21 protein-coding genes and 1 pseudogene are annotated in these 26,146 nt (G+C 67.9%); 10 read left to right on the forward strand and 12 right to left on the reverse strand.

The window, feature by feature from the left end; genetic code table 11:
- Nucleotides 1–18: 18 nt before the first annotated feature.
- Both JQX13_RS45715 and JQX13_RS45720 read right to left on the reverse strand, forming a co-directional pair.
- On the reverse strand, nt 19–1,812 hold the full coding sequence (locus JQX13_RS45715; RefSeq protein WP_203405695.1) for an OmpA family protein: 1,794 nt from the start codon (nt 1,810–1,812) through the stop codon (nt 19–21).
- Between the two features lie 384 nt (nt 1,813–2,196).
- Nucleotides 2,197–3,381 (reverse strand): oxygenase MpaB family protein, encoded by a 1,185-nt coding sequence (locus JQX13_RS45720; protein WP_203405696.1) that lies wholly within the window; start codon nt 3,379–3,381, stop codon nt 2,197–2,199.
- A gap of 250 nt (nt 3,382–3,631) precedes the next feature.
- On the opposite strand from JQX13_RS45720, the gene JQX13_RS54890 reads away from it, so the two are divergent.
- Nucleotides 3,632–4,183 carry a TetR/AcrR family transcriptional regulator gene (locus JQX13_RS54890; RefSeq protein WP_239014252.1) on the forward strand — a complete coding sequence of 184 codons (552 nt, stop codon included), beginning with the start codon at nt 3,632–3,634 and terminating at the stop codon, nt 4,181–4,183.
- A gap of 85 nt (nt 4,184–4,268) precedes the next feature.
- Here the strand turns inward: JQX13_RS54890 and JQX13_RS54895 are convergent.
- Nucleotides 4,269–4,763, reverse strand: a pseudogene (locus JQX13_RS54895) (WD40 repeat domain-containing protein); the annotation flags it as partial.
- Nucleotides 4,764–4,954: 191 nt separating this feature from the next.
- Here JQX13_RS54895 and JQX13_RS45730 point away from each other — a divergent pair.
- The gene (locus tag JQX13_RS45730) at nt 4,955–5,587 is read left to right on the forward strand and encodes a response regulator (RefSeq protein WP_203405698.1); all 633 of its coding nucleotides are present in this window, start codon (nt 4,955–4,957) and stop codon (nt 5,585–5,587) included.
- A 20-nt stretch (nt 5,588–5,607) separates the two neighbouring features.
- Here the strand turns inward: JQX13_RS45730 and JQX13_RS45735 are convergent, their stop codons facing one another.
- Nucleotides 5,608–7,305, reverse strand: a complete 1,698-nt coding sequence (locus JQX13_RS45735; protein ID WP_203405699.1) for a sensor histidine kinase — start codon at nt 7,303–7,305, stop codon at nt 5,608–5,610.
- 487 nt (nt 7,306–7,792) lie between these two features.
- Here JQX13_RS45735 and JQX13_RS45740 point away from each other — a divergent pair, with 487 nt between their 5' ends.
- Nucleotides 7,793–8,179, forward strand: a complete 387-nt coding sequence (locus tag JQX13_RS45740; protein WP_203405700.1) for an AMP-binding protein — start codon at nt 7,793–7,795, stop codon at nt 8,177–8,179.
- Complete coding sequence (locus JQX13_RS45745) at nt 8,068–8,703, forward strand: hypothetical protein (RefSeq protein ID WP_239015558.1); 636 nt, start codon at nt 8,068–8,070, stop codon at nt 8,701–8,703. Before JQX13_RS45740 ends, JQX13_RS45745 begins: the two co-directional genes overlap by 112 nt.
- Nucleotides 8,704–8,805: 102 nt before the next feature.
- On the opposite strand, the gene JQX13_RS45750 is transcribed toward JQX13_RS45745, so the two are convergent.
- From JQX13_RS45750 to JQX13_RS45760, 3 genes are all read right to left on the reverse strand, one after another.
- A complete protein-coding gene (locus tag JQX13_RS45750) occupies nt 8,806–10,452 on the reverse strand; it encodes a sigma-54-dependent transcriptional regulator (protein WP_203405701.1) in 1,647 nt (548 codons plus the stop codon).
- A gap of 70 nt (nt 10,453–10,522) precedes the next feature.
- Nucleotides 10,523–11,473 carry a GGDEF domain-containing protein gene (locus JQX13_RS45755; protein ID WP_203405702.1) on the reverse strand — a complete coding sequence of 317 codons (951 nt, stop codon included), beginning with the start codon at nt 11,471–11,473 and terminating at the stop codon, nt 10,523–10,525.
- 122 nt (nt 11,474–11,595) lie between these two features.
- Nucleotides 11,596–11,874 carry a glutaredoxin family protein gene (locus tag JQX13_RS45760; RefSeq protein WP_203405703.1) on the reverse strand — a complete coding sequence of 93 codons (279 nt, stop codon included), beginning with the start codon at nt 11,872–11,874 and terminating at the stop codon, nt 11,596–11,598.
- A gap of 21 nt (nt 11,875–11,895) precedes the next feature.
- On the opposite strand from JQX13_RS45760, the gene JQX13_RS45765 reads away from it, so the two are divergent.
- The gene (locus JQX13_RS45765) at nt 11,896–13,068 is read left to right on the forward strand and encodes a DUF4388 domain-containing protein (RefSeq protein ID WP_203405704.1); all 1,173 of its coding nucleotides are present in this window, start codon (nt 11,896–11,898) and stop codon (nt 13,066–13,068) included.
- Between the two features lie 57 nt (nt 13,069–13,125).
- Here the strand turns inward: JQX13_RS45765 and JQX13_RS45770 are convergent, their stop codons facing one another.
- Nucleotides 13,126–14,586, reverse strand: coding sequence for a penicillin-binding transpeptidase domain-containing protein (locus JQX13_RS45770; protein WP_203405705.1), 1,461 nt, complete (start codon nt 14,584–14,586; stop codon nt 13,126–13,128).
- Nucleotides 14,587–14,725: 139 nt separating this feature from the next.
- Between JQX13_RS45770 and JQX13_RS45775 the strand changes: the two genes are divergently transcribed.
- From JQX13_RS45775 to JQX13_RS45785, 3 genes are all read left to right on the forward strand, one after another.
- Complete coding sequence (locus tag JQX13_RS45775; RefSeq protein ID WP_203405706.1) at nt 14,726–15,529, forward strand: ABC transporter permease; 804 nt, start codon at nt 14,726–14,728, stop codon at nt 15,527–15,529.
- On the forward strand, nt 15,526–16,440 hold the full coding sequence (locus JQX13_RS45780; RefSeq protein WP_203405707.1) for an ABC transporter ATP-binding protein: 915 nt from the start codon (nt 15,526–15,528) through the stop codon (nt 16,438–16,440). Before JQX13_RS45775 ends, JQX13_RS45780 begins: the two co-directional genes overlap by 4 nt.
- A 330-nt stretch (nt 16,441–16,770) precedes the next feature.
- Complete coding sequence (locus JQX13_RS45785; protein ID WP_203405708.1) at nt 16,771–18,738, forward strand: DsbA family protein; 1,968 nt, start codon at nt 16,771–16,773, stop codon at nt 18,736–18,738.
- 96 nt (nt 18,739–18,834) lie between these two features.
- Here JQX13_RS45785 and JQX13_RS45790 read toward each other — a convergent pair whose 3' ends face one another.
- Together JQX13_RS45790 and JQX13_RS45795 are read right to left on the reverse strand one after the other, a co-directional pair.
- Nucleotides 18,835–19,221 carry a RidA family protein gene (locus JQX13_RS45790; RefSeq protein ID WP_203405709.1) on the reverse strand — a complete coding sequence of 129 codons (387 nt, stop codon included), beginning with the start codon at nt 19,219–19,221 and terminating at the stop codon, nt 18,835–18,837.
- A 183-nt stretch (nt 19,222–19,404) separates the two neighbouring features.
- On the reverse strand, nt 19,405–21,627 hold the full coding sequence (locus JQX13_RS45795; protein WP_203405710.1) for a RelA/SpoT family protein: 2,223 nt from the start codon (nt 21,625–21,627) through the stop codon (nt 19,405–19,407).
- 509 nt (nt 21,628–22,136) lie between these two features.
- Here JQX13_RS45795 and JQX13_RS54900 point away from each other — a divergent pair.
- Entirely contained in the window at nt 22,137–22,838 is a 702-nt protein-coding gene (locus JQX13_RS54900; RefSeq protein ID WP_239014253.1) for an FHA domain-containing protein, read from the forward strand.
- Between the two features lie 16 nt (nt 22,839–22,854).
- On the opposite strand, the gene JQX13_RS45805 is transcribed toward JQX13_RS54900, so the two are convergent.
- On the reverse strand, nt 22,855–24,717 hold the full coding sequence (locus tag JQX13_RS45805; RefSeq protein ID WP_239014254.1) for a serine/threonine-protein kinase: 1,863 nt from the start codon (nt 24,715–24,717) through the stop codon (nt 22,855–22,857).
- 148 nt (nt 24,718–24,865) lie between these two features.
- Here JQX13_RS45805 and JQX13_RS45810 point away from each other — a divergent pair, with 148 nt between their 5' ends.
- Nucleotides 24,866–25,621: an FHA domain-containing protein gene (locus JQX13_RS45810; RefSeq protein WP_203405713.1), complete on the forward strand. Its 756-nt coding sequence runs from the start codon at nt 24,866–24,868 to the stop codon at nt 25,619–25,621.
- A 61-nt stretch (nt 25,622–25,682) separates the two neighbouring features.
- Here JQX13_RS45810 and JQX13_RS45815 read toward each other — a convergent pair whose 3' ends face one another.
- Nucleotides 25,683–26,045, reverse strand: a complete 363-nt coding sequence (locus JQX13_RS45815) for a TraR/DksA family transcriptional regulator (protein WP_043398472.1) — start codon at nt 26,043–26,045, stop codon at nt 25,683–25,685.
- Nucleotides 26,046–26,146 lie beyond the last annotated feature (101 nt).

A 26,146-nucleotide genomic window follows, 5' to 3' on the forward strand; every position in this document is an offset into this window, starting at 1 on the left:
TCAGCGCTCGCGCGGGCCCTACTCGGGCCAGATGATTTCGAACTCCACCCGGCGGTTGTTCTCCCGGCCGGAGGCCGTGGCGTTGCTGTCGATTGGCCGGTCCTGTCCGTAGCCCTTCGCATCCAGCCGCTCCGGCTCCACCCCCTTCTGGATGAGGAACCGGCGCACCGACTCCGCCCGAGCCTGGGACAGCCGCAGGTTGGACTCACGATTCCCTCGATCGTCCGTATGCGCCCCCACCACGACGAGAGGGAACTCCGGGTGCTCGTTGAGCACCTTCGCCAACAACGTCAGGATCGCATCCGAGGTACGCCGCAGCCGCGAGTCTCCAGGCTCGAAGAGGATTCTCGACGTCAGCTCTATCTTCGTGGGCGTGAGGATGACGAGCGGCATCTCGTGCTTCGGACACCCATAGTTCGTCTCGAGGCCCGCCACATTGGGACAACTGTCCAGGCGGTTGACGACCCCGTCCCTGTCAGCATCCGACTCCGGGCAGCCCTGACGCTCCACCGGTCCCGCCATCACCGGACACTGATCCAGATCATCCTCGACCCCATCCTCGTCCCGATCCCTCTTGGGGCAGCCCTCATGGTCCGCCAGTCCTGGCATCTCCGGGCAGCGGTCCTTCTCATCCGCCACGCCGTCTCCGTCGCCATCCGGCATCGGGCAACCCTTCCACACCGCCTCGCCCGGCTCCGTGATGCACGCATCCAGGATGTCCTCGATGCCGTCATTGTCCGTATCCCGCCGCGGACATCCGTTGCGCTCCAGCGTCCCCGCCACATCCGGACACTGGTCCACCAGATTGCGCACACCATCCCCGTCCTCGTCCATGTCGGGACACTCCTCGTAGGAGTGCGGCAGGTCCGGCGAACAGTTGATGGACGACTCTCCTGGCAGCCGAGAGGGCGTGACATCGCCGAAGGCGGTCCCCACCATCACCCGGAACAGGGGGGTCCCGGGTGCCGAGCCCACCCCCACCCCCGCGATCGTGAACACCTCCATCGACGGGTTCATCAGGAAGCGGGGTCCGAGCAGCAGCTCCACCGAGCTCGGCTGATCCACCAGGGGAACACTTCCCCGCACGTTCAGCTCCCAGCGAAGCCGCCGCCCCACCGTGGCCACTGCCGCCCCGAAACGTACTTCGTTGCCAATATCAGCCTGCTGATAGGGCGCGGTGCTCGAGGTCTGGAGCAACGGCCGCACCAACCCCTGGGCCTCCAACGCCAGGCGGAACCAGCCGAAGCGCCGGCCCACCATGACCCGCGGGGTGTAGCTCGGTTTCCCATCGCTCGCGAGCAGGGAGGCGCTCGCGAACGGCAGGCCCACCCCGACCCCCAGCGCCACGTCCAGCGGCATTCCCGCCACCTGGGACAGCAGTGACACGCGAGCACTCAGCGAGGGCGTGGCGATGCCGTACTCCGCCAGCGGCGCGATGCCCTCCGCGCGCAGGTCATCACCTCGCTGGAGCGCCACCAGGGGTATCTGCGCCCCCAATTCGAGCCAGCGGACCGGAGACCACGCGGCCGCCAGATGGGTGGTGACCCGGTGGCCAACCGCCGCCACCCGCTTGTTGCCACGGGCCATCACCAGCGGGTGGTGTTGGTAGTGCCCCATCGCCGACAGACGCAACTCGCCCGCTGGCAACAACTCCCCCGTCCCCACCAGCAGCGAACCCGCGGCCCCCGGATTCAAATCCAGACGCTCCAGATCGAAGTCCGGCAGCACCTGCGGCTCACGTGCGAGCGCCCCGCCCCCGATCAGGAGGAGCCCCATCAGCCACATGCGCATAACGGGTCCATGACTGCTCATACGCCCCCCCCCAACATTGCGTGTCTCAGGCCTACGTCCGTCTGCTCACCAGACCCGTTCCACTGATGAAACCATCCATGCGGAACGGAGCGTCGAGCCCGGCGGAGAAGCCCCATGATGTTGGTACAGGAACTTCCTCGTCCACATCAAGACACTTCGCCAGAAATACGAGCCCGCCCGCTCTCGAGCGTTTGGAGTCGGACGCCCGCTCCTTTCCGATTCCCAGAACCCAAGAAGAAAGGACTGAAAATACCGAGCGGCATCGTCTATTTCCGTCCGCGGCGTACAGCGGTCACTGAGTGACCGACAATACCAGTATTTACGTGCGTCCTGGAATCAAGCGCGGGTGCAGAGGCCATACATCCTGGAGAGGATTTCAGCCGGCTAGCCCGCGGCCCTGACGTGCTTCTGGTATTCCGTGCCGTCGGGGACCAGGGATGTCCGTTCGCGGTAGACGACAAGGTTCTCCGCGCGCGCTTGTTCCGCGGAGTCCGGTGTGCGGAGTTGCCAGCGCCGGGTTTCGGCATTTCCCGCGGCGAACAGCGGGAGCAGCGATGTGACCGACGAGGGAGGAATACCCAGAGCATCGGCGACCGCGTCGCCATGGAAACTCCGGGTCAGGGCATTGAACAGTTCTCGCGCCACGGGCTGCGTGAAGGGAGAGCCCGGAACGGCGCATGTCGCCTCCACGGTGGCATCCAGCAGCGCCGTGGCCAGGGCTCGCGTGTTCTCGTCCAGCGGAGAGAGGGTGGAGTCGACCAACTCCAGCAATGCCTCGGCCTCGGTATGGTTGTGCAGGGGCAGGAAGAAACCCTCGTCCAGGCCCAACAGGTAACCGACGTACCACCAGTGCCGGTAGAGGGCCTCTTGCTGCGCCTCGGTGATGGCGATCCCGACCTTCTCCAAGGCACGGAAGGGAACCACGGTGAAGTCCAGCCAGGTGCGGGCGACGTCGGTCTGGTTGATGGGGACACCCCACCGCTCGTAATCCCAGCCGCGTTCGAGCGCGGTGGCACGCACCCGGGCGTGCAGCAGGCGGACCTGAACGGTCTGGACGTATCCGGGCGCACCACGCACCAGACCACCAGGGAGCATGCTCTGGATGCGCCAGACGCCGGTCTCCAGCAGCCGCCTCGGCGCCATGGTGGCGAGCTGCCCGGTCTGCATCAGCAGCCGGGCGATGGCCGGCGAGCTGTAGGTATGCACCAGCGAGCCGAGGGAGAAGGCGAGGTCGCTCCAGAGCGGAGGAATGGACAGGGACACGACGTCGCCCTGGCTCAACGCCTCGCGGTCGACCCACTCGGGAATGGTCTCGAGCTGGCGCAGCAGCGCGGCGATGGCCGGCGGAGGGTTCTTCAGGCTGTCCAGACCGTCCGCGAGGCCCGCGTTGAGCATCTGCCTCCCGGCCTGGCCCAGCGCATCCAACTCGGCGATCACCGCGTCCGCCAGCGGATCGCCCACGGCGAGCATGCGCGCCATGAAGTCCGCCCTCTCACCATGCCGGGCACGCGCGGCCCCGAAGTTGACCAACCTGCCAGCAATCCCAACATCCCGTTCCGTCGCACTCATGAAGATCTCCATTCCGGTCCGTAAGCGGCGACCGGGCGCTCCGGTGCCATCTGGGGACCTCTCGCCATCCTGGTGCACCGCTGGTACAGCGACCGGCCGGACTCCTGGACGATCGTCCAGTTCGTCTAACGCTCGAACTGGACGATCGTCAAGTGAATGACTGGACGATCGTCCAGCCCATGGACCAGACGGACATCCAGGACGGAGGGATGGGATTGGGGTGTAATGAGGGGGAATGACGACCCCTGCCATGGAACGAACGCGTGAGCGCATGATCCGCACCGCGCTCGAGCTGTTCTCGGAACACGGCTACGAAGGCACGTCCATCCAGATGATCGCCACGGCCATGGAGCTGTCGAAGGCGGCCGTGTCCTACCACTTCCGCACGAAGGAGGATCTCCTGGCGGCCGTGGCGGAGCCGGCGTTCACGGACCTGGGACGGTTCCTGGATGAGACGGAGGCCGAGCCCAGGAAGGCGGTGCGAAGACGTCTGGCGCTCAGCGGCTACGTGTCGCTGCTGGTCAAGCACCGTGGGCTCCTGGCCCTGCTGGAGCAGGATCCGATCGCGGCGGCCAGCCCCGTCATCAGCGAGAAGATGACGCTCTTCGCCGAACGCATCAGACATCTCTTCGAGAGTGACGCCCCCGACAACGCGGAGCTGGTGTATCTGGCGGTCACGCTCGGCGGGTTGCGCAATGCGGCGGCTTGGTTCCCCCATCTCTCCGACGAGGAACTGAACCAGCACCTGCTGGCGACCGCCGAGCAAATCCTCGGGCGCACCGCGCCGCGAACGACCCGATAGCGTGACCCGTCAGGGTCCGGGACTCGCCCGTGCTCACGTTCCACAGCCGCACCACCTTGTCCTCGCCCGCGGAGGCGAGGTGCCCGCCGTCGGGAGAGAACGCGAGCCGCCACACCTTCGCGCCGTGTGCGCCGAGCCTCTGTCCCTTTCCCGAGGAGGGCGCCCACAGCCACACCCCACCGTTCTCGTCCGCCGAGGCGAGGCGCTGGGGTCCGCGCAGCACGCGGGGCTCTCCGGTCGCGAGATCCCAGAGGATCGCGGTCCGGTCGGCGCTGGCTGCGGCGAGGTAACGCCCATCCGAGGTGACGTCCAGGCTGTTGACGAGCCCTTCGTGATGGTGGAGGTCCCTGGCCTGTCCCGTGACGGAGCTCCGCAGCCGGCTCACCCCCTCCTGGGTACCGATCGCCACCCAGGGGGTGCCCGGGACGAAGGCGAGCGACGTTCCGATGCCGAGGTTGCTCGCGAGCAATCTCGCCTCGCGGGTTCCGGGCATCCAGGAGTGGAGCTCTCCCCTCATGTCCACGGTGAAGAGGCGGCCATCCGCGGAGAATCCCCCCACGGTGGGCCGGGCCTGGCTCATGCATGCCCTTCCAGGAAATTCCGGGCTCTCGGTATAGTGATGCTCTCCTATGACCGTCAGCCGCCAGAGTCGAGCCCACACCTGGAACAGCCTACGCAGCCGCACCAGGGAGTTGTCCGCGAGATGAAGCGGTCCGTCATCCCTCTTTCGGGGGATCCCGACGAGGGTGATGAGAGGTATCCAGCACACCGATGAGTTCCTCAGGCCCGATCATCCGCATCCTGGTCGTCGACGATCATCCGGTGCTGCGCGAAGGGCTCAGCGCCATGATCGCCGGGCAATCGGACATGGCGTTGATCGCCGAAGCGGAGAACGGCGAGCAGGCCTTGCGAGCCTTCCGCGAGCATCAGCCCGACATCACGCTGATGGATGTGCGGATGCCCACGATGGGAGGCATCGATGCGATCACGGCGATACGCACGGAGTTCCCGACGGCACGAATCATCGTCCTGACGACCTACGAGGGCGACGCACAGGCGCTGCGCGCCATCAAGGCCGGAGCATCCGGTTATCTGCTCAAGAGCATGCTGCGCAAGGAGTTGGTGGAGACGATACGCAGCGTGCATGCGGGACGTCGCCGCATCGCAGCGGACATCGCCTCCGAGATGGCCGAGCACGTGGCGGACGACGAGCTGACGGCACGAGAGCGTGACGTCCTGTCCTACGTCGCCGCCGGAAACGCCAACAAGGAAGTCGCCGCCCGGATGGGCATCTCCGAGGAGACGGTCAAGACGCACATGAAGAACGTCCTGACCAAGCTCGGTGCCAGGGACCGGACGCATGCGGTGGTTGTCGCGCTGAAGCGGGGAATCATCGACATCTGAGACCGGCACGCCCCGGCGGCTCAGCGGCCTCCCCCCACGATGCGCCCCAAGCGGTTGCGCCAGGCACACTTCTGAGCGCCGAGATACGCGGCCCTGGCCGGCACGCGTAGCTCCACTTCCGTCCCGGACTCGCTGCGGCACGAGATGTCGAGCCGCGCGCCGATCTTCTTCGCCCGCTCGCGCATTCCCGACAGGCCCCAGTGTCCGGGCCGTCCACCGGCCTGTAGGAATTCCACATCGACGCCGCGTCCATCGTCGCGGACGCGCAGACGGAGCTCCCGGCAGTCATAGGTGAGCGCCACCTCGATCCGCTGCGCATCCGCATGTTGGAACGCGTTCACCAGCGCCTCGCGACCGATGCGGAAGACCTCGTCGCGAACGATCGGCTCCAACGGCGTGGGCTGCCCCTCCACCACCACATGGAAGCCCGCGGAATGGTCCTGCCCGAACTCCTCACCCACCTTCGCGAAGGCATGGGACAGGCCCCTGGTATGCTCCGAAGCAGCGCGCAGATCCTTCACCCGGTCGCGACTCTCGACCAGAACGTTGTCGGCCCGGTCCAGCGCATCCTCCATCGCGTTGCGCACGGGGTCTCCCACCGGGAGCATCTCCGCCACCGACTGGAGGCGCAGGACCACCCCCTGAACGCCCTGTAACAGCGTGTCGTGCAACTCGCGAGCGATGCGCTCTCGCTCGCGGTGACGTTCCTCCAGCAGGCCGCGCATGCGCACCCGCATCTGGCGCAATCGCAGCAGGAACAACCCCCACAGGCCCGCCAGGACCACGGCGAGGCACGACGCACGGAACCACCACGTCTGGAAGATGCCCGGCACCGCATGGATCCACAGCCCGCCATCGGGCATCTCCAGGATTCCGGCGACACCCCGCAGGGGCTCGCTGCTGGCCACGGCCAGGGGATGGAAACGCTGCCCGTCGAAATGGACGAGGCCGAGCTGCCCACCCACCCACAACCGCCGCCCGGCGCGTAGCGCGGTCCCCAGTCCCACGTCGAGCCCCTCCGTGGCGCCGTAGCGGAGCACGAGACCGTTGTCGACCATGACGATCCTGTTGTCGTGGTACCCCAGCCAGACGCGGCCCCGCGCGTCGGTCGTCGCGGAATAGATGCGTGCCACCTCGGTCGTGCCGAGCTGTGGGTCCATGCGTGTCCACACGCCGTCCTTCCAGCGCAGCAGCCCGCCCGTCGACATCGCGACCCACAACGCACCGGCCGCGTCCTTCGTCATCGCCTGGACCTGCTGAAAGGTCTCTTGGGATGGAATCGTGGCAACGCGCACGGGACGGTCGTTTTCAATGCGCCAGATGCCGTCCGAGGTCCCCAACCACACGGTGCCTTCCGGATCGCGATACGCGCAGCGGACAGGTTCACCGAGCTCGGTGAACTCGACCTGCTTGTCGTGCAGCCGCATCAGGGGCCGGTTGGTGCTGCCCGCCCAGATCGCCCCATCGTTACCCGCGGCCAGGGCGAAGTCATGTGAGCCGCGCGGAAACTCCGCCAGCACCAACGAGCTGTGACGGAAGCAGTCGAGACCACCACTGGTGCCGACCCAGAGGGTCCCTTCGCGGTCCTGGCCGATGCCGCGGTCGCGGTCATTCGCCCGCGCGGTGGCGGTCACGCCGTACGACAGGAACAGACAGAGCCACGACAGGACCCATCGGTGCCACGACAGCTCCCTGCGGTGGCTCGTCGTATCCATCATCCGCGCTCCTTCCGTGACACGAAACATTTCCCATACCTCTCGAACCAGGTGCGGGAAATCCCTCGAAAGGGGGAGGAAGCGTCATACCTCCTTCGTGGGAGTCCGCGCCCCCCTTCGGACGGTAGCCAGCCCTCACTCGTTCTCGTGAGGCATTCACCCCATCGCTCTGAGACAGTCTTCGACACGCCTGTACATGAACGACTGATCCATTTCCAAATAATTGCCTCCAAATCCATTCCAAAACAAAGACAACAATCCCCTGTCCATCATGCTCACCGGAACAGAATACGAACGGCTGCTGTCCAGCCTGCGACTGAAGCGCCCGTGGGCGATAGGAAATGCGCACTCCGGGAACGCACCGCTGGAGGGCGTGGTCGGGGCGCGAATGGCCGTACGCGTGCAAGACAACAGGATCGATCACGGACCGTGGCGGTCGGTGCTGGATCTACTCGAGCAGCAGTGAGGGCGACATGCCGACCGTGTCGCGATGGCGGACGCGGCCGTCGAGGTGACGTACGCACAGCTACGGGAGCGGACCCGGCGCCTGGCCGGGATGCTGCGAGCCAGGGGAATCGGGCGCGGTGATGTGGTCGCGATCGTGATGGACCGCGGGCCCGCCTTCGTCGAGACCGCGATCGCCGTCTGGCGAAGCGGCGCGGCCTATCTCCCGCTGGCCCCCGCGCACCCGGCGGCATGGCGTGAGGACGTCATTCGGAGGGTGGGGCGGCCCTGGTTCCGGAGACGCATTTCCATTCCTATCCGATGCCCAAGGACTGGCGGCGCCCGCTGGACCCTCCGGCTGAGTACAAGCGCCTCAGGAAAGAGGCTCCGATCACTCGCGTTCGGGTGTGGGACGGCAGCACGCCATGGCTGATCAGCCGTTACGAGGACGCCCATGCGGCCCTCGGCGATCCGCGGCTGAGCCTGGACTTCAGGCTGCCGGGATTCCCTCACACGTCGCCCACATCGGCGGCCCGGCTGGAACGGACCTTCCCGTTCCCATTCCGCGCCGATTCGGAGTACCGGGTCCAGCGGGCCATGCTCGTGCAGGAGTTCTCGTCGCGGCGGATGGAAGTCCTGCGACCGCGAATCCAGCGCACCGTCGACGAGGCGCTCGACGCGATGCTGGCCGGGCCGAGGCCCACCGACCTGATTGCGGCCTTCGCTCTCCCCGTGGCCATTCGCGTCATCTGCGACCTGCTCGGCGTCTCCCACGACGACCATGTGCGCCTGCATGGCCTCAGCTGCACGATCGGCTCCCCGCGACACTGGGAGAGTCTGAGCCCCAACAACACACGATCGTCTGTCTCTAGAGGGGCGCTTGGATTTCCTCGCGGCTCTCGCCCAATAAAAATGGCCCCATGCACCCTATGTGCATGGGGCCTGCTACCCGTCTGAACATGACGGGGAGCGCCGAGAACCTTCGTCCCGAGCCAACTCGGGAACCTCTATACCCTCACCCCGTCCCTCTCCCAGAGGGAGAGGGTCTAACTCCCGGGATCAGAATTCGGCCGTGGCCCTAGGGTCCACGATTCCGCATTCCTTGATCTTGTAGAGCAGCGCCTTGTAGCTGATGCGCAACTTGCCCGCCGCTCTCCTCTTGTTCCAGGCCGTGCGCTGCAGCATCGCCAGGATCGCCTCGCGCTCGGCCAGCATCGCCGCCCGCTTGCCAATGTCCTTCAGCGACATCTCCCCCTCCGGCACGCTCGGCGGCGGAGGCGGAGGTTGTGGCACGTCGAACGGGTTCGCGTAGCGCACCGGCGCCACCTGATTCACCGGCACCTCCACCGGCGGCACCACCCCTCGCGACGGCATCTCCAGGACCTGCACCGAGCCACCCGCTCCCGCCGCCGTCACCGCCGGCATCGCGGCGGGGACCGGCACCCGGAGCGTCGGCGCGGGAGGCTCCACGTCCCCGTCTCCCGCGTAGGACGTCGGCAGCGAGGGCGCGCTCGCCGGCGTCCTGCCCCCGGCTCGCAGCTCGTCCAGCACCAGCGTCGGATCCTTCAGCACGCACAGCCGGCGCACCATGTTCTCCAGCTCGCGCACGTTGCCCGGCCACTCGTACTCGGTGAAGGCCCTCAGCACCTCGGGCGGCAGCTCCGCCACCCCGCTCATGTACTGCCGCCCGTACTTCTTCAGGAAGTGGTCCGTCAGCGGAACGATGTCCTCGGGACGCTCGCGCAGCGCCGGCAGCCGGATGGCCACCACGTTCAGGCGGTAGAACAGGTCCTCGCGGAAGTTGCCCAGCTCGATCTCCCGCTCCAGGTCGCGGTTCGTCGCCACCACCACGCGGCTGTCCACCCGGACGCTCTTCTTGCCGCCCACCCGGAAGAACTCCTCGTCCTGCAGCACCTGCAGCAGCTTGGCCTGCAGCCGGATGGCCATCTCGCCGATCTCGTCCAGGAAGATGGTGCCCTGGTCCGCCAGCTCGAACTTGCCCGGCTTCTCCGCCGTCGCGCCGGTGAAGGCGCCCCGCTCATGGCCGAAGAGCTCGCTCTCCAGCAGCTCGCCCGGCAGCGCCGCGCAGTTCACCTTGATGAACGGACGGTTGCGCCGGTTGCTGCGCGCGTGGACCTCGCGGGCAATCACCTCCTTGCCCGTACCGGACTCGCCCAGGAGCAGCACGGGCACGTCCGTGTCCGCGATGCGCTCCACCAACGCGCGCACCCGGCGCATGGCCGGCGAGTGCGAGATGAGGACACGCTCCCCGCTCGACTCCTCCCGGGCCGTCGCCGCGCTCGCCACCTGCGCGCCCGCGGTGCCCTGCCTCGCCGGCATGCGGCTGCCCAGGGCCCGGCTCATCGCGTCTTCCAGCTCGTCATTGCTGAAGGGCTTGGACAGATAGTCGCTGGCGCCCAGCTTCATGGCGCGCATGGCGTCCTCGGCCCCGGAAAGGGCCGAGAGCACGATGACGGGCGCGCCACCTCCGGAGGCCCGGTAGCGCCGCAACACCTCGAGCCCGCTCATCTCCGGCATCATCACGTCCAGCAGCACCACGTCGAATGAGCCACCGGAGAGCATCTCCAGTGCCTGGGAGCCACTCGACGCGCAGCGCACCTGGTACCCCGAGCTGCTGAGCAGCTCGGCGAGGAACGTCCGCACCTGCTCCTCGTCGTCCACCACCAGCACCGCGATCCGATCCATCCCCTCGCCTCCCCTCACCCTGTCCATCTCGATTCACTCCGTGGGACGTCCCTGTCGGGTCCGCCCCTCGTCAAACCGTCAGTCCCATCCCAGCCGCCCCTGCCCCCCGGCGCTCCTCGCGAGCCCTGCGAAGGGCCTGCAACGAGCTGCTCAGCAACTGCACGGGCGTCCCCACCACATCCGGATAGCTCACCGCGCCCAGCGTCAACGAGGGGCGCAGCACCCGTCCCTCCACCTGCAACCGGGCCAGGGCGAAGCGCTCGCTCACGCGCGCCATCACGTCCGGCACGCCCTCCGCCGGAGTCCCCGGCAGCAGCACCGCGAACTCCTCCTCGCCCACCCGGGCCACCATGTCCGCCTCGCGCACCGTCTGGCCGAACACCACCGCGCTGTAGACGAGCAGGCGCTCGGCCAGCGTCCGGCCGGACGCCTTGCGCAGGGGACGGAAGTCATCGAGCGACCCCGTCACCACCGAGAAGGTGCCCCCGAAGCGCTCGGTCCGCCTCATCTCCAGGGCGATGAGCTCCAGCAGGAAGGCGCGGGTGTACAGCCCGGTGAGCGGATCGCGCAGCGCCGCCGAGCCCGCGTCCTCCGGGACGATCGCCCGGCGCACCGCCGCCTTCAGGCGCAGCTGGGCGCGCAACCGCAGCACCAACTCCTCGCCCGAGCCGGAGCGCGGAACGATGTCCACGCACAGCCCCTTTTCCAGGCAGTAGCGGTACGTCTCCGGCTCCCCGGAGTCCACCAGGTACAGCATGGGCACCGCGCCCCGGCCCATCTGCCGCAGCCGTCGCGCCACTGAAATCGCCGCGTAGTCCGGCGGCTGGGCCGCCAGCACCACCGCGTCCGGGCGGATGGCCTCGAACAATGGCCCCGCCGCGTCGAAGCGCGTCACCGGCACCACCCGGAAGCCCGCCTCGCCCAGGACGACCCGGGTCCTCTCCAGGTCTCCCGCTCGCGGCTCCACCACCAGCACCGTCAGCGGCTGCTCCGCCCTTTTGTGCTTGCGCTTCAACGCCACCGTGTCCCCCGTCCGGCCAGAACCTTTTTCCTCATCGTTCCTCCGGCGTACTTCCCAGGTTTACAGTCCTACCCACCCCTGCCCTTTCCATCCCCTTGTTTTTCCTGGGGTTGGGAAGGGACTTACTCCCCGTGCGCACCTGAATCAGCAACTGGCGTGCCATTTGTCGCCCGACGGAGACACGCCTCGACCTCCGATTCCACCAGGCGGTGCTTGAAGGTGTCACGGTCGTCGATGATGACCACCGGGATGTCGTACCGCCAGGCGGCGAAGGCGGCGGGATCTGCCCGGATGTCCTCCTCCACCAGGTCGAAGGGGAGGCGCTCGCGTAGCCGCTCCAGCACTTCCCTGGCCTGGTCGCAGAGGCAACAGTTGGGTTTCGAGTAGAGTCGGACAATCATTCGGTCGAAGGATGTGACGCGATGCGCGGTCTGTCAGGTGACTTCTCGACGATGCCCCTCAAGGATCTCGTCGCGTACCTGGGCAGCCGGCGGGCCACGGGAACGCTGAGGGTCATGCGGGCAGGCGTGCGCAAGCTCATCCTGCTGCGTGACGGGCAGGTGCTGAGCGCCAGTTCCAACCAGCCGCGCGAGTTCCTGGGCCAGTTCCTCATCAACATGGGGCACCTGACCGAGGAGCACTTCAGCAGGGCCTATGCCACCCAGCGCGAGACGCGGGTGCCGCTGGGGAAGATATTGGTGATGACCGGGCTGGTGGCCGAGCAGACGGTCCGCGGCACGCTCACCCTGAAGTTCCGGGAGACGCTGCTGGACATGTTCCGCTGGGAGGAGGGCGAGTTCTCCTTCGACGCGGGCGCGGTGCCAGAGGTGGAGGGCGTGGATGCGCGCGTGGAATTGACGGACATCCACCGGGAGGGCGAGTTCCGCGAGACGGCGTGGCAGGCCATCCGTGGGGCGTTCCCCTCGGGGAACCTGTACCTGACGGTGGACGAGAGCCGGCTGCCGGAGCCGCCCAGGCCGGGCACGCTGGACGCGAAGCTGGTGAAGCGCATCCGCGAGGGGCTGACGCTCGACGAGATGACCAAGGTGCTGCACGCCTCGGACTTCCTGGTGTACCAGCGGCTGTACGCGCTCTACCGGCTGGAGGCGGTGAAGGTGCAGAGCAAGCCACCGGCGGGGCGCCAGCGGCCCGCGCCGTCCGAGGACGAGGACGAGGCGCAGGTGGTGGACGTGGATGTGATCGGCGCCGAGTCCCCCACGGCCGAGGTCATCCAGGCGGCGCAGTCGTTCCTCGAGAACGGCAACTTCCGGGATGGCGAGGCGCTGGCGCGGCGGGCGCACGAGATGTCGGCCACGCCGGAGACGGAGGAGCTGCTGCGCTCGGCGGAGGCCGCGCTGTTGGGGGCGCTGCGCCGGGAGATGCTGGACAAGCCCCAGGTGCCCTCGCTGCTGGTCTCGACGGCGCAACTCAAGACGACGCAGCTCAGCGCGCCCGAGCGCTACCTGCTGTCACGCATCGATGGCAAACGCGATCTGGGAGCCATCATCAGCGTGTCCCCGCTGAAGGAGTTGGAAGCATTGAAGTACTTCCAAGCCTTCGTGGACACCGGGCTGGTGAAGCTCACCCCGCGGTGAATCGGGTTGCGCATGCTCCCCCTCCCAGAGGGAGAGGGGACCTCCACGGTAACGGACTCAGGGGCCCGTCATCGCCGCCTTCGCGCCCGGAGCGGTGGGCGCGGCGGGTGTTCCGGCGACCTCCTCTGCGGGCAGCTCCTCGTCCGAGGACTCCTCTTCCGCGGGAGTCTCCTCGGCGGGCGTCGTCTCCTCCCTGGCGGGAGTCAGCGAGCCCGGAGGCAGGCGCGCCAGGCCCAGACGCATGGCCTCGCGGCCGAGCCACGTGGCCCGGATGCGCCAGAGCGGCTCGTTGACGATGACCGCCGCCACCGCCACCTTCGGGTTGTCCTTGGGCGCGAACCCCACGAACCACGAGTAGTCCCGGAAGGGCTTGCGGTCCGCCAGCGTCCCCGTCTTGCCCACCGCGCCCGGCACGCCCATGCCCCGCTCGCGGAAGGTGCGGCGCGCGGTGCCCCTGGTCACCGTCGCCTCCAGGAGGGTCGTCAGGTCGCGCGCCACCTCGGGCGACAGCACCTGCTCGCCGGCCGGAAGCGGCGCGTTCGGGTCGGGCTCGAAGAGGATGGGCTCCCTCCAGACGCCCTTGTTGGCCGCCACGGACGCCAGCAGCGCGCCGTGCAGCGGCGAGAGGTACACGTCCCCGAAGCCCGCGCCCGTCTGCGCGAGGCGGAACTCGTCGTCTTCCGGCACGGCGGCGAGCGACACGTCCGTGGGCACCGGGAAGGAGATCTCCCGGTTGAAGTGGAAGCGGGCCGCCGCGCGCTTCAGCGCGTCGGGCGACAGGTAGCGCTGCGTCAGCTTGGCGAAGACGACGTTGGCGCTCTTGCCCATGGCCTCGGCCAACGAATGGCACTGGCCATCGCGCGCGCTGTCCTCCAGCAGCTTCTCGGAGAGCCGCCGTTTGCCGCCGTGGAAGCACGTCTCGTCCATGGGGGTGACGCCGGCCTCCAGCAGCGCGGTGCCGGTGACGATCTTGAAGATGCTGGCCGCGGGGAAGACGGCACGCGTGGACAACCCACGCAGGCCCGGCTGCGCCTGCGAGTGCTCGGCCATGGCCAGCACGCGGCCCGTGGAGGGCTCCAGCACCACCACGGCGCCGTAGGGCACCTCGTAGTCCGTGAGGATGTGGGTGAGCTGCGACTGGAGCGTCGGGTCGATGGTCAGCGGCACGTTGCCCTGGGGCCCCGGCACCACGAGCCGTCCCTGGGCGTCCTTCTTCGCCCGGGCGAGCACGTCCTGCTTCATGGACAGCGAGCGCAAACGGGCGAAGGGCGGATCCTGCTCGCGGGAGGGCACCGGCACGGGAGGAACGAGCCCCAGCATCACCCCGGCATCCACCTGCTCCGCCACTTCGGCGACCGAAGCGTCAGGCGTCCCGGCATCCAGCAGCGCCACCTCGGCCCCCGGCGTCGTTCCCCCATCCCGGGCGCTCCCTTCGTCGGCGCTCCCTTCGTCCGCGCCGACGAGAAGGAGGAACACGGGAAGGAGAAGCATCGCCGGAAAGGCGCGGGAGAGCGTCATACGGAACCGTCTCGCGGAGGGGGGGTTGGGGGGAGGCATGGTACCTGCCCCGGACAAGACGTCCATTCTCCCGCCGATGTTCCCCTGGAGAGCAAGAATCCTGGCGAGCCCCTGTCTGGCCCGATAGGGTCCAACCGCCTTGAACGGATTGAATGAAATCGCGGTGATCTGGGGCGCCGAATGCCGGCGCACCGTGCGCAGCGCGCGTGCGGTGGTGTTGCTCGGGCTCTACAGCCTGATCTCCCTGGTGGTGCTGCTGGTGGGGGCCCTCCTGCGCGCGTGGATCCAGCAGATGGCGGAGCAGGCTGGCGGCGTGCTCGCCCCCTCCGAGCAGATGCCCACCCTGGTGGTGGTGGTCTTCTACCTCAGCATCCTCTTCCTGCCCCTCTACGTGGCGTTGATGGGCTTCGATCAACTGAGCGGAGAGGTGGGGCCGCGCTCCATCCGCTACCTCACCGTGCGCGCTCGCCGCTCGTCGGTGCTGATGGGCAAGTTCCTCGCCCAGACCACGATCCTGCTGGGCCTGGTGCTCGCGCTGGATTTGATCCTCTGCGTCTACGCGTGGCTCTCGACGCCGGGCTTCGGCTTCGGCGCCTTCGTCCTCAATCTGTTCCGGTTCTGGGTGGGGACCATGGTCTTCTCCCTGGCCTTCCTGGCGCTCACCACCTTGTGCTCCAGCTTCACCACCACCCCCGCGGTGAGCCTGGTCTTCAACTTCATCTGCATCCTGCTCGCCTTCTGCATCTGGCTGGCCGGCCTGTGGTTCGGCCGCGGAGAGGGCCATCCGCTCGAGAACATCCGCTACCTGTCGCCCATGAACTACTGCACGAAGCTGCTCGACCCGGAGCCCCTGCAGTTCGGCGGGAGCGCCCTGGCCTATGTCGTCTTCGCGCTGCTCTTCCTGGGTGGCGCCTACACCGCCCTGCGCACGAGGGACCTGTGAGCGAGCCGGCGATCGATCTCGTCAACGTCACCCGGCGCTTCGGCCCCAAGAGCGCGGTGGATGGGGTGAGCCTCACGGTGCAGAGGGGACAGGTGTACGGGCTCATCGGCCCCAACGGCGCCGGGAAAACGACCACGTTCTCCATGATGTGCGGCTACCTGCGTCCCACCGGAGGCACGCTGCGGGTGATGGGCGTGAATCCCTGGGTGGATGGGGCCCTCAAGGGAAAGCTCGGCGTGCTGCCCCAGGACGCGATGCTGCCCGGTGGTTGGAAGGTGGGGCCGCTGCTCACCTACTGGGCGCGGCTGAGTGGCCTGGACAGGCCCGAGCAGGAAGCGCGCGAGTCGCTCGAGAAGGTGGGCCTCATGGAGGCCTGGGGCGTGGAGACGCACGCGCTGTCGCACGGCATGGCCAAGCGCGCGGCCCTGGCGCAGGCCCTCATGGGCAGGCCGCCGCTGGTGCTGCTCGACGAGCCCACCGCCGGGTTGGATCCCCGCATCGCCAATCAGGTGCGGCAGGTCATCCGGGAGCTGAGGGATCAACACACGACGGTGGTGGTCTCCAGCCACAATCTCCAGGAGCTGGAGCAGTTGTGCGACGCGGCGGCCATCCTCGATCGGGGCAGGCTGGCCCAGGCCGGCACCATGGCCGAGCTCACCAGCCAGGCCGCCGAGTTCCGCGTCCAGGTGGCCAGTGGCACCGTCATCATCCCGGAGCTCCAGGCGATCCCCGGCGTCACTTCCGCGCGCATGGAGGGGGAGACGCTCCTGCACGTCCGCTTCGACGGACAGAGCCACAAACCCGAGGAGGTCATCAGCCGCGTGGTGGGCCACCTGCTGCAGACGGGGGTGCTCATCCTCGGCGTCTCGCGGGGCCATCGGCTGGAGGAGCGGGTGCTGCAGCTCACGTAGGAAGCAGGCCCCCTGGAGCGGAAGGAAATCCCGCCGGAAATTCCGGGTGAAACTCCGGGCCCGCTCGTGTCACTCACGAGCCGATGGCGCTCCGCTCCCCTTCATGCACAACCACCTGCCTTGCGGTCCCAGGCGAATGGGTGTTGGGGGAATTTTCGCCAAAAAGCTTCGTGTTTTCGGGGCCCTGGGTGGTGTCTTCACCCGGCCGGGTACGCCTGCGTCGCCTTGCGTGCTCGGAACGGGCTCTGTTATCTACCCGCGCCCTGCTGACTTGACCAAAGCCCGGGACCGCAGTCGGACCTGACGACGTACGAGGAGCTGAAAAGACTCATGAGACCCAATGTGATCGTGGCCCTGCTGGTGGGCCTGGTGCTGGGATTCGTTGGTGGCCGTGCCTTCACCGGCAGCCCCACGACCAATGCCGCTGGCAACAAGCCCACGGCGGCCGCCGCCAACGCGCCCCGTCCGAATGCCCGGCCGGTGGATCCCACCGTCTTCAAGGTTCCCATCGATGGCTCGCCCGTGAAGGGCAACGCGGACGCGCTCGTCACGCTCGTCGAGTTCTCCGACTACCAGTGCCCGTTCTGCTCCCGTGCGAACGCCACGGTGGAGCAGCTCCAGAAGGACTACGGCAGCAAGCTGCGCGTGGTCATGAAGCAGAACCCGCTCTCCTTCCACCCGCGCGCCAGGCCCGCCGCGCTGGCCGCGCTGGCCGCCGGTGAGCAGGGCAAGTACTGGGAGTACCACGAGACGCTGTTCGCCAACAGCAAGGCGCTCGAGGACGCGGACCTGGAGAAGTACGCGAGCCAGCTGGGCCTGGACATCACCCGCTGGAAGGCGGACATGGCCAGCCCCAAGCTGTCGGCCATCGTCGATCGGGATCAGGCCCTGGCCGGCAAGCTCGGCGCCAACGGCACCCCGGCCTTCTTCATCAACGGCCGCTTCCTCTCCGGCGCGCAGCCGATCGCCAACTTCAAGACGCTGATCGACGAGGAGCTCGGCAAGGCCGAGGCCCTGACGCGTTCCGGCACCCCGGCGAGCCAGGTGTACGCCGCCATCATGGCCAAGGGCGTGGAGTCCGCGCCCAGCAAGGCCGCGCAGCAGGAGGCTCCGGCCCAGGCCTACCGCAAGGTGGACGTGCCCGCCGACGCTCCCTCCTTCGGCCCGAAGGACGCCAAGGTGACGATCGTCGAGTGGTCCGACTTCGAGTGCCCCTTCTGCAGCCGCGTCGGTCCCACGCTCAAGCAGATCAAGGAGACGTACGCCAAGGACGTGCGCGTGGTGTTCCGTCACCAGCCGCTGTCCTTCCACCCGAACGCCAAGGGCGCCGCCGAGGCCTCCATGGCCGCCCATGAGCAGGGCAAGTTCTGGGAGTACCACGACAAGCTGTTCGCCAATCAGCGCGCCCTGGATCGCGCCTCGCTCGAGAAGTACGCCCAGGAGCTGGGCCTGAACATGGGCCAGTTCAAGGCCGCGCTCGACTCCGGCAAGTTCCGCGCGAAGGTGGAGGCGGACGCCGCCGCCGGCGCCGCGGTGGGCGCCAATGGCACCCCGACCTTCTTCGTCAACGGCCGTGAGTTCGTGGGCGCCCAGCCCTTCGACAACTTCAAGAAGATCATCGAGGAGGAGAAGGCCCGCGCCGAGAAGCTGCTGGCCTCCGGCACCAAGCAGGGCGACCTGTACGCCAGGCTGATCGAGGAGGGCCTGAAGTCCAACGGAGCCGCTCCCCAGGCGCAGGCCCCCGCCGAGCCGCCCGTGCAGAACATCGAGGTCGGTAACGCCCCGGCGCGCGGCCCGAAGAACGCCCCCGTCACCATCGTGGCCTTCTCCGACTTCGAGTGCCCGTTCTGCGGCCGCGTGGTGCCCACGCTCAAGCAGATCGAGGACGAGTACAAGGGCAAGGTCCGCGTGGCCTTCAAGCACCAGCCGCTGCCCTTCCACGCGAACGCGAAGCCGGCCGCCATGGCCGCCATGGCCGCCCACGAGCAGGGCAAGTTCTGGGAGTACCACGACAAGCTGTTCGCCAATCAGCGCGCCCTGGATCGCGCCTCGCTCGAGAAGTACGCCCAGGAGCTGGGCCTGAACATGGGCCAGTTCAAGGCCGCGCTCGACAGCAACAAGTACGACGCGCAGGTCACCGCGGACATGAGCGAGGCCTCCCGCGTGGGTGTCAACGGCACCCCCACCTTCTTCATCAATGGCCGCGCGCTCGTGGGTGCTCAGCCCGCCGAGGCCTTCAAGCGCGTCATCGATGAGGAGCTGAAGAAGAAGGGCTCGGTCGCGGCGGACCAGAAGTAGTCCCCGCCCCGCCTGAATGAAAAAGGCCGTCGGACCGAAGCGGGTCCGGCGGCCTTTCTCTTTGGCGGGGGTCTTCCTCCCCCACCCTCGCGCGCGTCAGGACACGGCGATGGCGTCGATCTCCACCTTGGAGCCACGGGGGAGCGCGGCCACCTGCACGGTGACGCGCGCCGGGGGCGCGCCGGTGAAGTAGCGGCCGTAGACCTCGTTCACCTTGGTGAAGTCGCCCAGGTCGGTGAGGAAGATGGTGCTGCGCACCACGTGGGAGAAGTCAAGCCCGGCGGCCTTCAGCACCGCGCCCAGGTTCTTCATCACCTGCTCGGCCTGGTCGATGACGTCCCCCTCGACGATGTTCATCGTCTTCGGGTCGAGCGGGATCTGCCCGGAGAGGAAGGTCATCTTCCCGGCGTCCACCTGCACCGCCTGCGAGTAGGGGCCGATCGCCTTCGGCGCTTCGTCGGAGTGCACAATCTTGCGAGCCATGCGTTCACCTCGAAGGTGAGGCGGCCAGGAGCGGCCGCGCGTCCGCGGCGGCTCTACCACCAGCCCGGCGGGCGGCCAACCCCCTGACAGGCGGCTTCGTCCGTGTGCGAACGAGGCGCGCTACTGCCTCGTCACAGACCCTCACCCCACCCTCTCCCAGGGGGAGAGGGAGACGTTGCACGGCTAGATGCGCTCGACGGAGTAGACGCCCGGGAGACGCTCGATGGTGCGCATCAGGTCGGTGAGCTGCTTGAGGTCGGAGATGGTGACCTCGAAGGTGTTCACCGCGCGGTCATCCCCCGTGGCCCTGCAGTTGGCCTGGGAGATGTTGACGCCCTTCTTGGAGAAGGTGTTGGAGATGTCCGCGAGCAGGCCCGTCCGATCCGCCGTGAGCACGCGCAGGGTGACGGGACGCTTGAAGTCGCCGCGCACGTCCCACGACACGTCCACCCGACGCTCGGGATCCGTGGCCAGCGCCTTGTCGCAGCCCACCGTGTGCACCGTCACGCCCCGGCCCCGGGTGATGAAGCCCGCGATGGGATCTCCCGGCACCGGGTTGCAACATCGGCCGAAGCGCACCAGCACGTCGTCCACGCCGCCGATCTGCACCCCGCTGCTGTTCTGCTTGCCCACCAGCTTCTTGGCGAAGTCGGTGACGCGGGACAGGCCCGGCAGCATGCTGCCGCTGGAAGAGGACGTCTGGCTCTCCATGGCCGCCGCCGAGCCCTTGCCGTCTCCCGTCGAGGCCGCCAGCTTCTCCGGCGGAACCACGCGGGAGATCACCTGGTTGGGCACCACCTTGCCGTAGCCCAGGGCCACCAGCAGGTCGTCCTCCACCCGGTAGCCCAGCTCCTCGCAGGTCTTCTTCAGCTCGCCGTTCTTCAGCAGCCGGTTGAAGTTGAGCTGGTAGCGCTTGAGCTCCCGCTCCAGTAGCTCGCGGCCCAGCTGAAGGCTCTTCTCGCGCTGCTGCTGCTTGATGAAGCCGCGGATGCGCTGCTGGGCCCGGCTCGTCTTGACGAAGGTGAGCCAGTCCTTGGACGGGTGCGCCTGGGGGCTGGTGAGCACCTCCACCGTGTCCCCGTTCTTCAGCTTGTAGCGCAGCGGGACGATCTTCCCATTCACCTTGGCGCCCACGCACCGGCCGCCCACGTCCGAGTGGATGGCGTAGGCGAAGTCCACCGGCGTGGCTCCCCGCGGCAGGCTCCTCACGTCCCCCTTGGGCGTGAAGACGAAGACCTCGTCGGTGAAGAGGTCCACCTTCACCGTCTCCAGGAACTCCTTGGGATCCTTGAGGTCCTGCTGCCACTCCATGAGCTGGCGCAGCCAGGCGAACTTCTCGTCGTCCTTGCTGACGTTGGGCGTCTTGCCTTCCTTGTACGCCCAGTGCGCCGCGATGCCCTCCTCGGCCACCTTGTGCATCTCCGGGGTGCGGATCTGCACCTCGATGCGCTCGCCCAGCGGACCAATCACCGTCGTGTGCAGCGACTGGTACATGTTGGGCTTGGGGATGGCGATGAAGTCCTTGAAGCGCCCCGGCACCGGCTTCCACAGCTGGTGCACCAGGCCCAGCGCCTCGTAGCAGCTGGGCACCGCGGGCATGATGATGCGGAAGGCGATGATGTCGTGGATCTGCTCGAACTCGATCCCCTGCGACTTCATCTTCTTGTAGATGCTGTAGACGTGCTTGAAGCGGCCGCTGACGTCGCCCTTCAGGCCGCGCCCATCCAGCTTGTTGTGGATGAGCGTGCTGACGTCCTCGATGTACTTCTCCCGCTCCTTCTTGCGCTTGTTGAGCTTGTCCTGGAGCGCGAAGAAGTCCTGGGGCTTCACGTAGCGGAAGGACAGGTCCTCCAGCTCGGTCTTGATCCAGCTGATGCCCAGGCGGTTGGCCAGCGGGGCGTAGATGTCCAGGGTCTCCTGGGCGATCCTCCGCTGCTTCTCCTCGGACATGTGGTCCAGGGTCCGCATGTTGTGCGTGCGGTCCGCCAGCTTCACCAGGATGACGCGGATGTCCTGCGCCATCGCGATGATCATCTTCCGGAAGTTCTCGGCCTGTTTCTCTTCTTGTGAGAGGGTGGCGGAGGCGGAGAACTTGGACAGCTTCGTGACGCCGTCCACCAGCTGGGCGACCTCGGGGCCGAACAGCTCGGTGAGCTCCTCGGCCGTGGCGAGCGTGTCCTCGATGGTGTCGTGGAGCAGGCCGGTGACGATGGACGCTTCGTCCAGCTTCAACTCGGCGAGGAGCCCGGCGACCTCGAGCGGATGGATGAGGTAGGGCTCACCCGACTTGCGTAGTTGGCCCTGATGCACCTTGGCCGAGTAGACGTACGCCTTCTTGATGATGTCCAGATCGGGGTCCGGATGATAGGAGGCAACCCGCTGGAGGATGTCGTTGAGGCGAATCATCGAGTCGTCAGCAATGCTAACTGCCGCCCCCAGGGGGGGCAATGTCAGGACCTTGGGATTTGCGCGGGATGCGCTTTCGTTGACCCCGTGTTGCGCCCACTTCTAGAGTCGATCTGCCCATGTCACAGCTCCTGCTGTCTGCTCTCGCCGTGGTGTGCCCGAACTGTGACGGCTACAATCCGCCCCGTGCGGAGGTGTGCGCGAGCTGCGGCACCCCGCTGAGCGAGGCGCCGGCCACGGCGAAGCCGCCACCTCCTCGAGCCATGCCCGCTTCCTCCGTGGGCAGGCCAGTCTCGGGTGTATCTCGTACCCCTTCAAGCGCCATTCGTCCGCCCGACGCCCCGCCCGGTCTGCGTCCGGCCTCGCGCACCCCGCCTCCCGTCGGCCCGGCTGGAGGCATCCCCCTGGCCGCCCGTCCCGCGCCAGGCGTGGCCGCACCTCGAAGCCCGGCGGCCCCCCTCCCCCTGACACGCCCCGCCGGAGCACCACCCCAGGCGGTGCCGCCTTCGTTGGCACACAAACCAGCCGCCGCGCCCGTCTCGGGAGCACGGCCCGCCCCGGCCGCCTCGCGCTTCGGTCTGGCGGTCGTCGCCGGCTCGGCCCGCGGCCAGCGCTTCAAGCTGCCCGTCACCGGCTGCACCGTGGGCCGCACCCGGGGCGCCATCCTCTTCGCGGACGATCCTTTCGTCTCCGCCCAGCACGCCACCTTCCTCATCAAGGACAACGTGCTACATGTTCGCGACGAGTCCAGCGCCTCGGGCATTTATGTCACCATCCCGGGTGCGGAGACGCTCGCGCCGCTCTCCTTCTTCAGCATCGGCCAGCGCCTCTTCCGCTTCCTCGGGAAGCTCGAGGCCCCGCCGCCCCTGGCCGGACGCCCCACCGTCTACGGCGCTCCGGTGCCGCCCGGACAAGGTGTCTTCGGCGTGGAGGAGATGCTGGTGGGAGGCCGCAGTGGACGCACCGTCGTCACCTCCGCCCCGCTCCTGACCATCGGACAGGCGAACTGTGACGTCTGCTACCCCCAGGAGGAAGGGCTGGCCGGCCGCCACTGCGAGCTGAGCTTCACCCTCACCGGCGCCCAGCTGCGTGACCTCTCCGGAGGCCTCGGCACGTACGTGCGCATCGTTCCCGGAGTGGACAGGCCGCTGCGCCCCGGAGACAGGGTGCGCCTGGGCCAGCACATCATCCAGGTGGAGCTGGTGGGCTGAGGAAACGGTCCGCCGGTTACCGGCCGCCGATGGCGGAGGCCAGCTGCGGCTCCCTGCGCAACAGGGTGTCGCGGGCCTTGGAGTCCGGCAGGTCGCGCAGGTGGCGCATCCACCAGCCACGCGCCTCCTCGTGGCTGTCGAGCGCCCAGTACACCTCTCCGAGCATCAGCGACAGCTCCGGCGAGGGCTCCAGGGAGAAGGCCGTGCCGAGCTCCCTGGCCGCCTGATCCAGATTGCCGCTCCTGTAGGCGGCGTATCCCGCCTGCCGCCGCTGCAGCGCCTGCTTCGGATCGCGCTTCTTCGCCGGGACGTCCAGCTCGTACAACGGCGTGCCGGGTGGGGGTACGTTGGCGCCGGACTCCTGCCCCGGGATGGGCGCGTTCTTCGGAGGGACGAAGGGCTTCTCCTGGGTCTGGTTGCGCCAGCTCGTGTACAGCCAGTAGCCGACCAGGCCGAGCGTGACGAGCGCCAGGGTGAGGACGAAGGCCTTGAGGAAGCCGAAGCCGCCACCGGTGTCGGACACGGTGGAGACCATGGCCTCCGTCTTGCTGTTGAGCAGGGACGGGTTGACGGGGGTGGGCGCCGACGCCCGATCGACGGCGATGGTGCGCTCGGTCGTCACGCGCTCGCTCGGCGCGGGCCGGACGACGACGAGCGGCTGGGGCTGCGAGCGCTCTCCGCGCTCCCGCTCTGGCGCGGGGCGACTCGGAGGAGCGAGCTGCGTACGCTCCTGCGCGGCGCGGGCCATGCTGGCCCCCGGATGCATCCGCTCGGGCATGGCGCGCACTGTGGCGTCGGACTCACCGCCCCAGCCCGGATCGGTGATCTCCGTGTGCAGACCTCCGGAAGGCGGCGTGGCCTTGCGCGGCAGCGGCGCGAGCACCGCCGCTCCCTGCTGGCGCCGACCCGTGGCGGGGGCGTTGGCGCGGCGCTCGCGCTCCTTGTCCACGGCGAGCAGCTCGGCCTGGAAGGCCTCCGCGTCCTGGGGCCGATCATCCGGGCTCTTGGAGAGGGCCCGCATGATGAGCCGCTCCATGGCCGGGGAGATGCGGATCTCCGGGCGCTTGCGGGACGGAGGAAGGGGCTCCTCGGTGAGGTGCTTGGTGGCGTAACCCACCGCGGAGTCGGACTCGAAGGGCAGCCGGCCGGTGATGAGCTGGTAGAGGATGACGCCCACGGCGTACAGGTCCGAGCGGTGATCCAACGTGGCGCCACGCGCCTGCTCGGGAGACATGTACTCGGGAGTGCCGCAGACGAAGCCGGTGCGCGTGAGGGCGGGCCCTTCTCCGTCGCCGTCCTGGAACTTGGCGATGCCGAAGTCGAGCACCTTCACGAAGTCCGGCTCGTTGCGGCGCTGCTCCACCATGATGTTCTCGGGCTTGAGATCCCGGTGGATGACGCCGGCGTTGTGCGCGTCGTACAGGGCGGAGAGCACCTGGCTGACGATGCGGACGATGCGCTGCTCGGGAAGCGGGCCGTCCTTGCTCAGGACGGTGTGCAGATCCTGCCCCGGGACGAACTCCATCGCGATGAAGAGCGCCCCGTCCTCGGTCTGGCCGAAGTCGAGGATGCTGATGGAGTTGGGGTGGTTGAGGCGGCTGGCGGCCTTGGCCTCGCGCTTGAAGCGGGCCACGGTGCGATCATCCCCGAGCAGCGAGTGGCGCAGCACCTTGAGCACCACCAGCTTGTCGAGAGCCACCTGGCGGGCACGGTACACCTTGCCCATGCCGCCCTCTCCGATGAGGGCCTCCACCTGGTACTTCCTGGCGATGGTGCGGCCGATGTACTCGTCCGGCTCCCCGCGCGCGAGCGTGGCGCCGCAGGAGGGACAGAACTTGGAGACGTCACCGGCGTCGGCGCCGCAGCTGGGGCAATGCAAGGAGGGCTTCCCTGAAGCAGGGGTCGGGGTGTTGGGGCCCGAACTTCCCACGAGCGTCGGGTTGCCCGCAAGGTGGACGGCCATTGTGCGGGCATTGTTCGCCGCCCGAGCAACCCCCCGCCGGGCTTGATATGTACACCCGCCCGCCATGGTCTACTGCCCTCGCTGCGACGCCGACAACCCCGACACCGCCTCCACCTGCCACGCCTGTGGCTCGCCCATCCGCTCCAACACGATGGTGATGGCCGCGCCGAAACCGGCGGCCCGGCCCCAGGTGGCCCTGCGCGTCGTGCGAGCGGACGGCGGCCCGGAGTCGGTGGTGCGGATGACCAAGGACACGCTCACCTGCGGCCCCCAGGGCGACCTGCCGCTGGCGGATGACCCCTTCATCATGCCCGTGCAGGCCCGCTTCTTCTTCTCGGGGGGGAGGTTGGCGGTCGAGGACGTGGGCGGCGCCAATGGCGTCTTCGTGCGCCTGCGCCAGGAGCGGGAGCTGCCCGTGGGCGGCGAGCTGCGCCTGGGCCGGCAGCGGCTGGTGCTCGAGCCCATCCCCGCGGCGGCCGTGGGTCCGGGTGGAGCCCACATCTGGGGCTCGAACGACCCGGGCTACCGGCTGAGGCTGGTGCAGATTCTGGAAGGGGGTCTGCGGGGCGCCGCCTTCCCGCTCAAGGAAGGGGACAACCATCTGGGGCGCGAGCAGGGGGACATCACCTTCGCCACCGATGGCTTCGTGTCGGGGCGCCACGCGCTGTTGATGGTGAAGCAGGACAGGTTGCGAGTGAAGGACGTGGGCTCTTCCAACGGCACCTTCATCCGACTGACCGGTCCGGTGTTCGTGGACAACGGGGACCACTTCCTCATTGGCCGCCAGCTGCTCCGGGTGGAGATCCAACTGGCGGCCTGAGGAAAGCAGGAGGTCTCACGCGGGCCCGTACGCGAGAACCCCCCCTGCCCTCTCCTACGGGCTAGCCGTAGGACTTCTCCTTCTTCTCCTGCTCTTCCTTGCAGCGGATGCACAGCGTCGTCACGGGCCGCGCCTCCAGCCGCTTGGGAGAGATCTCCTCCTCACAACGTTCGCAGATGCCGAAGGTGCCGTCCTCGATACGGCCGAGAGCACGTTCGATCTTCTGCAGCAGGAACTTCTCCCGGTCCCGAAGACGGAACACCATGGACTGGGCGTACTCGGAAGAGGCCTGGTCGATCTCGTCGGGGAGATCATCGGTGTCGAAGCTCGCTTCCTCCACCAGGGTCTTCTTGGCGCTCTCCAGCAGGCTCGTCTTGCTGTCCTCGAGCATCTTCTTGTAACGCTTGAGATCTTTCTGGTTCACAGCCTTAGGCTCCCGTGCATCGGGGAAAATGGGCCCTGGTGCCTCGAAAAAAATGGCCGGAAAGCTTTATTCACATGCGGTCTGATGTCAAGGAGACCTGA

The sequence above is a fragment of the Archangium violaceum genome, from assembly GCF_016859125.1.
Lineage (GTDB): Bacteria > Myxococcota > Myxococcia > Myxococcales > Myxococcaceae > Archangium > Archangium violaceum_A.

Excerpts from the sequence above, each read along its gene's own strand:
- JQX13_RS45715 (WP_203405695.1), bottom strand. The coding sequence starts at position 1,812 with ATGAGCAGTCATGGACCCGTTATGCGCATGTGGCTGATGGGGCTCCTC.
- JQX13_RS45720 (WP_203405696.1), bottom strand. The coding sequence starts at position 3,381 with ATGAGTGCGACGGAACGGGATGTTGGGATTGCTGGCAGGTTGGTCAAC.
- JQX13_RS54890 (WP_239014252.1), top strand. The coding sequence starts at position 3,632 with ATGGAACGAACGCGTGAGCGCATGATCCGCACCGCGCTCGAGCTGTTC.
- JQX13_RS45730 (WP_203405698.1), top strand. The coding sequence starts at position 4,955 with ATGAGTTCCTCAGGCCCGATCATCCGCATCCTGGTCGTCGACGATCAT.
- JQX13_RS45735 (WP_203405699.1), bottom strand. The coding sequence starts at position 7,305 with ATGATGGATACGACGAGCCACCGCAGGGAGCTGTCGTGGCACCGATGG.
- JQX13_RS45740 (WP_203405700.1), top strand. The coding sequence starts at position 7,793 with ATGGCGGACGCGGCCGTCGAGGTGACGTACGCACAGCTACGGGAGCGG.
- JQX13_RS45745 (WP_239015558.1), top strand. The coding sequence starts at position 8,068 with ATGCCCAAGGACTGGCGGCGCCCGCTGGACCCTCCGGCTGAGTACAAG.
- JQX13_RS45750 (WP_203405701.1), bottom strand. The coding sequence starts at position 10,452 with ATGGATCGGATCGCGGTGCTGGTGGTGGACGACGAGGAGCAGGTGCGG.
- JQX13_RS45760 (WP_203405703.1), bottom strand. The coding sequence starts at position 11,874 with ATGATTGTCCGACTCTACTCGAAACCCAACTGTTGCCTCTGCGACCAG.
- JQX13_RS45765 (WP_203405704.1), top strand. The coding sequence starts at position 11,896 with ATGCGCGGTCTGTCAGGTGACTTCTCGACGATGCCCCTCAAGGATCTC.
- JQX13_RS45770 (WP_203405705.1), bottom strand. The coding sequence starts at position 14,586 with ATGACGCTCTCCCGCGCCTTTCCGGCGATGCTTCTCCTTCCCGTGTTC.
- JQX13_RS45785 (WP_203405708.1), top strand. The coding sequence starts at position 16,771 with ATGAGACCCAATGTGATCGTGGCCCTGCTGGTGGGCCTGGTGCTGGGA.
- JQX13_RS45790 (WP_203405709.1), bottom strand. The coding sequence starts at position 19,221 with ATGGCTCGCAAGATTGTGCACTCCGACGAAGCGCCGAAGGCGATCGGC.
- JQX13_RS45795 (WP_203405710.1), bottom strand. The coding sequence starts at position 21,627 with ATGATTCGCCTCAACGACATCCTCCAGCGGGTTGCCTCCTATCATCCG.
- JQX13_RS45810 (WP_203405713.1), top strand. The coding sequence starts at position 24,866 with ATGGTCTACTGCCCTCGCTGCGACGCCGACAACCCCGACACCGCCTCC.